This is a genomic window from Hymenobacter sp., from assembly GCF_031398885.1.
In the GTDB taxonomy this organism is placed as follows: domain Bacteria; phylum Bacteroidota; class Bacteroidia; order Cytophagales; family Hymenobacteraceae; genus Hymenobacter.
This window is the reverse complement of sequence record NZ_JANNOD010000067.1, coordinates 1-7,752: the sequence shown is the minus strand read 5'-3', so window position 1 is coordinate 7,752 and position 7,752 is coordinate 1. Positions and strand designations below refer to the sequence as shown.

Below are 7,752 nucleotides of genomic sequence, written 5' to 3'. Positions count from 1 at the left end.
CCTGAGTGCTCAGTACGCCTGGGCCCAGGAGAGCATCGAAACCAAGCAGCGCGAGCGGTACCTGGAAGCCGTGGCTTTTTATCAGCAATTCATCGACGGTTTTCCCAAGAGCAAAAACCTGAAAGCCGCCCAAGATATGTTCGACGTCAGCCAGGCCGAAATTGCCAAGCTGAAGACGGTGCCCGCCGCGGCCTCTAACTAATCTGTAATTAATATCAGCCCATGAAACCTAATCCCAACACCCCGTCGAGCTCCATCATCACGCGCAACGTGGCCGATATCACCGGCGACAACGGCAACGTATACGAGGCCATCTCCGTGATTTCGAAGCGCGCCAACCAACTGTCGATTAAGCTGAAAGAAGAGCTGAACGACCGTTTGGCCGAGTTTGCGTCCACCGTCGACAACCTGGAAGAAGTGTTTGAGAACCGCGAGCAAATCGAGGTTTCCAAGCAGTACGAGCGCATGCCCAAGCCCACCAGCCTCGCCATCGAGGAGTTCCTGCAGGGCAAAATTCAGTACACCACGCCCGCGCCGGAGGAAGTTCCGGTGCCCCGCGAGCTGTTCTAGGTGTCAGTTGCTCGTTGTCAGTTGTTAGTGGATAACTCGCCAACAGATTATGCCCGACCTGACAACTGACAACGAGCAACCGACACCTAATCTCCACGGCCGCCGCATTCTGCTGGGCGTGAGCGGCAGCATTGCCGCCTACAAGGCGGCCGCCCTCACGCGCCTGCTCGTCAAGGCCGGGGCCGAGGTGCAGGTCATCCTCACCGAGGCCGCCGCTGCTTTCGTCACGCCCCTCACGCTGGGTACCCTCTCCAAAAAGCCCGTCCTGACGGGCTTTTTGCGTGATGCGGCCACCGGTGAATGGCACAACCACGTGGAGCTGGGCCTGTGGGCCGACGCCCTGCTGATTGCGCCCGCCAGCGCCAACACCGTGGGGCAGCTGGCCAACGGCCTGTGCCCAAACCTGCTGTGCGCCGTGTATTTATCGGCCCGCTGCCCGGTGTTCCTGGCGCCGGCTATGGACGTGGACATGTTCGCCCACCCAGCCGTGACCCAGAACCTGGCCCGGCTCCGGTCCTTCGGCAACCACGTATTCGACTCGCCCAGTGGCGAGCTAGCCAGCGGCCTGCACGGGCACGGCCGCATGCTGGAGCCCGAGGACATCGTGGCGGAGCTGACCGAGTTTTTGGCAATTAAAAATTAGGAATTAAAAATTAAAAATGAAACAGCTGTTTGTCGTGCGCCAACTTAACGGAGCCGCTCACGCCCAGCACAATACATTGCTTAGCACAGCTCATTTTTAATTTTTAATTTACGAATGCGTGTTCTCATCACTGCTGGCCCAACTTACGAACCGCTGGACCCGGTGCGGTTCCTCGGCAATCGTTCGACGGGCAAAATGGGGTATGCCCTGGCCGAAGCCTTCGCGGCGCAGGGCGCGGAGGTAACGCTGATAAGCGGCCCCAGCCACTTGGCCGACCCGACCAGCCCGCGCATTCGCACGGTGCGGGTCGAAACGGCGGCGGAGATGTTTGCGGCGGCGGCGGGAGTGGCGGCGGCGGCTGAGGTGTGGGTGTTTGCGGCGGCGGTGGCCGACTACCGGCCGGCGCACGTGGCCACCGATAAAATTAAGAAGTCGGGCGACACGCTCACCCTGGAGCTGGTGAAGAACGTGGACATTGCCGCGACCCTTGGGCAGCGCAAGCGGGCTGAACAATTTGCGGTGGGTTTTGCGTTGGAAACTACGAACGAGTTGGCCCACGCCCGGGACAAGCTGCGCCGCAAGCGTTTCGACCTCATCGTGCTGAATTCGTTGCGCGACGCGGGCGCGGGCTTCGGCCACGACACCAACAAGGTGACCGTGCTGGACGCCGCTGGCCAAACCGTTAGCTTTGAATTGCAGTCCAAGGCCGATGTGGCCCGCGGACTGGTCCGCCTGATTCTGGCCCGCCTGACTACCCCAACCCCATGACGCGAAAACTCCTTGCCTCAATACCTTTTGCCGCGCTTCTGCTTCTGACGGGCCCCGCCGCCCGGGCCCAGGAGCTCCTGGCCGAGGTGCAGGTGACGACCGAAAACGTCACCATCACCGACCCGACCATTGTGCCGCAGATGCAAAACGACATCCGCAATCTCCTCAACAACCGCCCCTGGACAACTCAGACCTACCAAGCTTCGGAGAAAATACGGTTTCGGATGTTTATCGCCATTCGGAAAATTCCCCAAAACGGCACTTACCAAACCACCATGCGCCTGATTTCAACGCGCCCGGTGTATGGCACCGGCTACGACACCAACATTATTAATATCGTTGACCAGAATTTTAACTTCAACTATTCGCCGCAAACCCCGCTGGACTTTTCGCCCAACAGCTTCGTGTCCAACCTCTCGTCGCTGCTGGGCTACTACGCCTACATAGTTATTGGCCTCGACCGCGACACCTTCGCCCCCCTCGGCGGCACGCCCATGTACGAATTGGCGCGCAACGTGGTGAACTACTCGGCCAACCAAACCAGCACCACCGAGCCCGATGAGGGCTGGCGCGGCACCGGCTCGCGCGAGCGCCACTTCCTGCTCGACAACCTCACCGACCCACAGCTCCAAGCCTTTCGCACCGGCCTCTACGGCTACTACCGGCAGGGCTTGGACCGCTTCATTGAGAAGCCCGACGAGGCCCGCGCTGCCGTGCTGACCGCCCTCACCGGCGTGCAGAAAGCGGCCCTGCTCCGCCCCGGCATCTACTTCACCCGCGCTTTCTTCGACGCCAAGTCCGATGAGATTGCCAACATCTTCCGCACCAGCCAGGACCAGCAGCAGAAGCAGCAGCTCGTGACCATGCTCACGGAAGTGGACCCCACGAATGCCGCCAAATACCAAACAGTGCTTAAGTGAATTAAGAATGAAGAATTAAAAATGAAAAATGATAGCGCTTGCAGTTGCCGTCACCAGCAGTTTTTAATTTCTCATTTTTAATTTTTAATTGAATTATGTTAGTCGATTTACGCATTAAGAATTACGCCCTGATTGAGCAGTTGGAACTGCGTCCGTCGCCGCTGCTCAACATCATCACGGGCGAAACCGGGGCCGGTAAGTCCATCATGCTGGGCGCCATTGGCCTGCTGCTCGGCAACCGGGCCGACTCGCGGATGCTATTCGATACCGAGCGCAAGTGCGTGATTGAGGGCCAGTTCAACATCGCCAACTACCAGTTGCAGGACATCTTCGAGGCCGAGGACTTAGACTACGACACGCACTGCATTCTGCGGCGCGAAATCAGCCCGAACGGCAAGTCGCGTGCCTTCGTGAACGACACGCCGGTGACCCTGGAAGCGCTGCGGAAAATTGGCGCCAACCTCATGGACATCCACTCGCAGCACGACACGCTGCTGCTGGGCGACGCCGTGTTTCAGCTCAACTTGCTGGACCTGTACGCCGGGCTGGTGCCGCAGCGTACGCACTACAGCAACGCTTTCCGCCAGTACCGCAAGCTGGAAGCCGACCTGCAAACCCTGGAAGGCCAGGCCGCCCAGGCCAGCAAGGAGCTGGACTACAACAGCTTTCTGCTGAACGAGCTGGAGGAAGCCCGCCTCGACGCCGAAGACCAGGATGCCCTGGAGCAGGAAGTGAAGCAGCTGGAGCACGCCGAGGAAATCAAGTACAAGCTGAGCCAGGCCCTGCACGGCCTGCGCGACAGCGAAAGCTGCGCCACCGGCAGCATCAAAGAAGCGGTGCAGCTGCTGGGCCAGGTGGCTGCTTACGCCGATAATTTCCGGGAGCTGCGCGAGCGCCTCGACAGCTGCCTGATTGAGCTACACGACATTGCCGACGAAGTAGAAACCGCCGAGCGCCGCACCGAGGGCGACCCCGCCCGCACCGAAGAGCTCCAGGAGCGCCTCAACGTGCTCTACACCTTGCAGCGGAAGCACCAGTCCCGCGACCTTCCGTCCCTCATTGCCGTGCGCGATGAGCTGCGCCGGAAAGTAAGCTCCGTGCTGAGCCTGGACAAGGAAATTGCCCGCCTGCGCAAGGATTCCGACGCGGCTTTGGCCGCCGTGACCAAGCAGGCCGCCAAGCTTTCGGAAAGCCGCCGCAAGTCGTTTTCCACGTTTGAAAAGCAGCTGGGGGCGCTGCTGGCCGACCTGGGCATGCCGCACGCCCGCATTGTGGTGGAGCACCGCGCCGGCCCGCCCGCCGCCAGCGGCACCGACGTGGTGAGTGTGCTCTTCACCGCCAACAAGGGTGCCCAGCCCCAAACCCTGAGCAAAGCCGCTTCGGGCGGCGAGTTTTCGCGCCTGATGCTGTGCATTAAGTACATGCTGGCCGACAAAACCGCGCTGCCCACGATAGTGTTCGACGAAATTGACACCGGCATTTCCGGTGAGATTGCCGTGAAGGTGGGCCGCATGATGCAGCAAATGGCTCAGAAGCACCAGTTGGTGGCCATCTCGCACCTGCCGCAAATGGCCGCGGCCGGCGACGTGCACTACTTCGTGTACAAGGAAGACCGCGCCGACCGCACCGTGAGCCGCATCCGCGAGCTGAACCAGGCGGACCGCATCAAGGAAATTGCCCACATGATTGCGGGCGCCAAGCCGAGCGAAAACGCCTTCCAGAGCGCCCGCGAGCTGCTGGCACTACGGGGCGAAGTGGCCGCATGAGGGCGGTTGTCATTGCCAGGAGGCACGACGAGGCAACCCGTCCTGTTCTCAGCGACACACTTGCCGTTGTGACCAGTCAATTCGGTTAAGCCCGCTAACTTGCCGGCGCAAATTCAATGACTGGGTTTGTCACACCTCAAGGCCAAGCGCTGAGAACGGGACGAATTGCCTCGTCGTGCCTCCCCGCAATGACAAAACTGCTCCACCCCTAACCACCATGGCCAACAATCTTCTCGCCGGCAAAGTCGGCATCATCTCCGGCGCGCTCAACGACCAGTCCATTGCCTGGAAAGTGGCCCAGCGCGCCCACGCCGAGGGCGCCCGCTTCGTGCTCACCAACGCGCCGCTGGCCATGCGCATGGGCGAAATCAACAAGCTGAGCGAGGAATGCAACGCGCCCATCATCCCGGCCGATGCTACGTCGACGGAGGAGTTAGAAGCGCTGTTCGCGGGCGCGCAGGAGCAACTGGGCGGCAAGATTGACTTCGTGCTGCACAGCATCGGCATGAGCGCCAACATTCGCAAGAAGAAGCACTACGGCGAGCTGGACTACAAGTTCTTCCAGCAAACCATCGACGTGTCAGCCATGTCGTTTCATAAGATGATGGCCGTGGCCGAGCGGCAGGACGCCATGAACGAGTGGGGCAGCATCGTGGCCCTGAGCTACATCGCCGCCCAGCGCGCCTTTCTTGATTACACCGACATGACCCAGGCCAAGGCCATGCTCGAAAGCATTGCCCGCAGCTACGGCCAGCGCTTCGGCAAGCTCAAAAAAGTGCGCGTCAACACCGTGTCGCAGTCGCCCACCAAAACCACGGCCGGCACCGGCATCACCGGCTTCGACGCCTTTTACAACTTCGCCGACCTGATGTCGCCGCTGGGCAACGCCCCGGCCGAGGCCTGCGCCGACTACTGCATCTCGCTGTTCTCGGACCTGACCCGCTACGTGACCATGCAGAACCTGATGCACGACGGCGGCTTCAGCACCACCGGCATCTCGGCCGAAATCGTGGACGTGATGACCAGAGCGGCCAAGTAGACTTGTTTTCGAATAAGAAGCGGCTGAAAATTACGGGGCCGGGGCGCTAGTGGCCGCGAAGCAGCCGCGGACGCAATGGACTGCCCGCAAGCGCGCCAGCAAAACCCCGACGGTGGGCGGCCGGGCTTGGGGGGTGGGGGCATGACCAGTGGCGCAACGAAAAGTAAGGTCAAAAAACCGGCGAGAATGTTGAAGTAAAGAAATAAAGACCTGCACTTAAAATAGGATAAAGGAAACAAGGGTAAAATAACTATATCTGCAGGATACGTATAAAAGGCGCTGGTTTTCAAGCATTAGCAATATGAAATCATTAGAGTTGCTCTGGATGCGACTAAAAAATTTCAGTGAAAATGTAATAATTTCTCACACTACCCGGTTAGTAGGGCAGTAGCGACCCGCTACCCCATGGCCCCAACAGTCATTTGCATTTGCCACCATTCCACCTTTCTATGCTGCGTATTGCCTTGTTGTTCTTTTGCCTTTTGGGGCTGATAGCCTCCGAAGCCCAGGCCGCCCCGGCTTCCGTCGAAGCGGCTCCCGTTCACCGGCGCAAGCCCACGGCCGGCAACTACCGGCCGGTATATAAGCTCTACCGGGGCCACAGTCGCCGCCGCAAAACCTTTTTTAGTCGCCTGACCAATCGCCGCACGGTTGCCCAGCGCAGCGTCTCGCATTCGCGCCAGGGTCGTGGCCGGCGCGGAACCCTGTAGGTCGCCGAGTTGACGGCATAGCAAACCGGCGGGGCTGCTCCTAAATAAAGAGCAGCCCCCGCCGGTTTCTTTTCCTTGGGCCAGCTTACGGCAGTTCTCGTCAGTGCACGGATTCGCCACCGCAAACTGTTTTAGGCATTTGGCCACAAAAAAGCCCCGGTCGTTTGGCCGGGGCTTTTTTGTGGCCAAATGCTGGTAGGCGCTTAGCTGTCGGATTTCTTGATTTTTACCTTGCCGTTTTTGGCTTTCATCTTGGCCTCCTTCAGGTCGCGGCCTTTGTTTAGGCGGTCTTCCTGCATGGCGGCGAATTTGGTGTACTGGTCGGCGGTCAGCACTTCTTTAAATTGAGCGTCGTACTTGGCGCGGTTGGCTTGCATTTGCTCGCGCAATTGACTGCGGTTGGCGGCATCGCGCGGCTGGCGGCGCATGGTCTGCGTTTCCTGGCCGCGGGCCAGCAGGATTTGCTGCACCTTGGTGGTTTGCTCGGCGCTCAAGCCAAGCTCTTTGCTCAGGCGCTGGCTCTGGCTCTGGCGGGTGGCCATTTCCTCAGGCGTGCCCTGGGCGCGGCCGTAGCCCCGGCCTTCGGTGGCGGCCGGAGCCGTGGGGGTGGTGGTTTGGGCGGCGGCGGTACCCACGGTGAGGGCGAAAGCGGCCAACAGGGGAAGCAGATAGGTTTTCATGGGGAAGAATATGCAGGAAGCAACATTGCTGCCTGCGAAGGGGGTTGGCAAACCGCCGGCCAAAAACGGCCTCGCCACCCAAAGCTTGACGAACAGGGCCCACACACCGACCAAGCCGGCCATCACGTTGATAAAGCGCCCGGTGCCACTCGCAGCCCGCCCTACTCGCCGCATTTGCTCGCCTGATGATGTTCCACTTTGCGGTTTTGGCGCTCCGGTTTTTGCCTGCTTTCGCGCAGCTTCCGATTCGGGGTAGCCTTATCTGTTTGTTCGGTTCCCCCTCGCCGCAGGAGCGGGGGGTGGGAGGCCAACGCCGGAACGAAGCGAAGCCGGTACCTCGACTCCGATACCGCTCTGGGTTTTTAAATTCCACGCAAACACAACTTTCCACGAACAAACTGATGCTTTTCATCCTGACCGGCACCGTGGTTACTGCGGTGCCCGTAGCGGCGCAATCTACTGAAAAAAACCGATGCGCCGGCATTGGTTAAAGTTCGTGACGAAGGCCTGAACCGTTCTAAGAGGCTGTTTAAGTTAATCGGGCAAGTCGTCGGATGTTCGCCAGGTAAAGCCAGGCGTTGGCGTGGGTGGTTTTGCGCTCGTAGTCCTTGGCCAGGCGGCGGTTGGCGCCAGCCCAAGCGATGCTGCGCTCGACG

Annotated in this window: 8 protein-coding genes and 1 pseudogene; 8 read left to right on the top strand and 1 reads right to left on the bottom strand. The window is 60.0% G+C overall.

Going from position 1 to position 7,752, the window contains the following annotated elements; all coding sequences use genetic code 11:
- From RMO51_RS14350 to RMO51_RS14315, 8 genes and pseudogenes are all read left to right on the top strand, one after another.
- Positions 1-202: pseudogene (locus tag RMO51_RS14350) on the top strand (outer membrane protein assembly factor BamD); the annotation flags it as partial.
- Positions 203-222: 20 nt separating this feature from the next.
- On the top strand, positions 223-570 hold the full coding sequence (locus RMO51_RS14345; protein WP_070731180.1) for a DNA-directed RNA polymerase subunit omega: 348 nt from the start codon (positions 223-225) through the stop codon (positions 568-570).
- A gap of 49 nt (positions 571-619) precedes the next feature.
- Positions 620-1,213, top strand: coding sequence for a flavoprotein (locus RMO51_RS14340; RefSeq protein WP_310395709.1), 594 nt, complete (start codon positions 620-622; stop codon positions 1,211-1,213).
- 114 nt (positions 1,214-1,327) lie between these two features.
- A complete protein-coding gene (locus RMO51_RS14335; protein WP_310395707.1) occupies positions 1,328-1,981 on the top strand; it encodes a phosphopantothenoylcysteine decarboxylase in 654 nt (217 codons plus the stop codon).
- Complete coding sequence (locus RMO51_RS14330; protein ID WP_310395705.1) at positions 1,978-2,901, top strand: DUF4835 family protein; 924 nt, start codon at positions 1,978-1,980, stop codon at positions 2,899-2,901. The genes RMO51_RS14335 and RMO51_RS14330 overlap by 4 nt, the downstream gene beginning before the upstream one ends.
- A 95-nt stretch (positions 2,902-2,996) precedes the next feature.
- Positions 2,997-4,667, top strand: a complete 1,671-nt coding sequence (recN, locus tag RMO51_RS14325; RefSeq protein ID WP_310395704.1) for a DNA repair protein RecN — start codon at positions 2,997-2,999, stop codon at positions 4,665-4,667.
- 217 nt (positions 4,668-4,884) lie between these two features.
- Positions 4,885-5,706, top strand: coding sequence for an SDR family oxidoreductase (locus RMO51_RS14320; RefSeq protein WP_310395702.1), 822 nt, complete (start codon positions 4,885-4,887; stop codon positions 5,704-5,706).
- Between the two features lie 449 nt (positions 5,707-6,155).
- Entirely contained in the window at positions 6,156-6,416 is a 261-nt protein-coding gene (locus RMO51_RS14315) for a hypothetical protein (RefSeq protein ID WP_310395700.1), read from the top strand.
- Between the two features lie 203 nt (positions 6,417-6,619).
- Here RMO51_RS14315 and RMO51_RS14310 read toward each other — a convergent pair whose 3' ends face one another.
- Positions 6,620-7,096, bottom strand: a complete 477-nt coding sequence (locus RMO51_RS14310; RefSeq protein WP_310395698.1) for a hypothetical protein — start codon at positions 7,094-7,096, stop codon at positions 6,620-6,622.
- Positions 7,097-7,752: the final 656 nt, after the last annotated feature.